Raw genomic sequence first — 667 nt, forward strand, 5'->3', positions numbered from 1 at the left:
ATTGCGTGTCGGACAGCTCGCTCTGCAGCCTGTTCAGCGGGCGGGCCGAATAGCCGATCGCCAACTCGTAGGTCGACAACCTGCCCGACGGACGCTTCGCGATTTCGCTGACGATCTCGGTCCGGCGTGGCTGATCGCCAAAGAATAGCGGCGAGCCGGGGAGGAAGACGGAATTCGCTGAGGGAGTCCCTTGACGGTCAGCGCCGGGAAAATGGAAACCGGCAATGGCCCGCGTCTGGTGGCAGCCCGTACATGTGCTGTCGTTCAGCCGGGTACGAAAATCTTCAGGCGATTTTATGAAGCTGAGCCTCTGCCCCGTTTCGTCAAAGCGCTTGAGGGCTGCCCACAGTTCGTCATCTGAGATGATTTCCTGATCCGACTTTCGGCCTTTCCTCCCGATGTCCGCTGCTTTCCAGAAGGGCTGGTTTCGCGCCCGATGGACACCGCCGGGCGAAACGGAAACGGCGCGTTTGGAAAGGTACTTTTCCGGGAGCTCAAGAGTGCCAGCGTCAATATCTGCGACTGCCGCGGGCGTCTGGAGATAGGCAACGAGTTCCGCTCGTAAAGCCTTCTTCTTGTTGCAGGCCGAGACACTGTCGCTTGTGCCGCACAGCAGGCTATCACGGTCGATCTGGTTCGTCAGCCCGATCGGCTGAAACTCTTGAGC

1 pseudogene is annotated in these 667 nt (G+C 59.7%); it reads right to left on the bottom strand.

The features are described 5' to 3' along the window. Nucleotides 1-667: pseudogene (locus EN780_RS39350) on the bottom strand (hypothetical protein); the annotation flags it as partial.

It is taken from the genome of Mesorhizobium sp. M4B.F.Ca.ET.089.01.1.1 (assembly GCF_004022605.1).
GTDB lineage: Bacteria > Pseudomonadota > Alphaproteobacteria > Rhizobiales > Rhizobiaceae > Mesorhizobium > Mesorhizobium abyssinicae.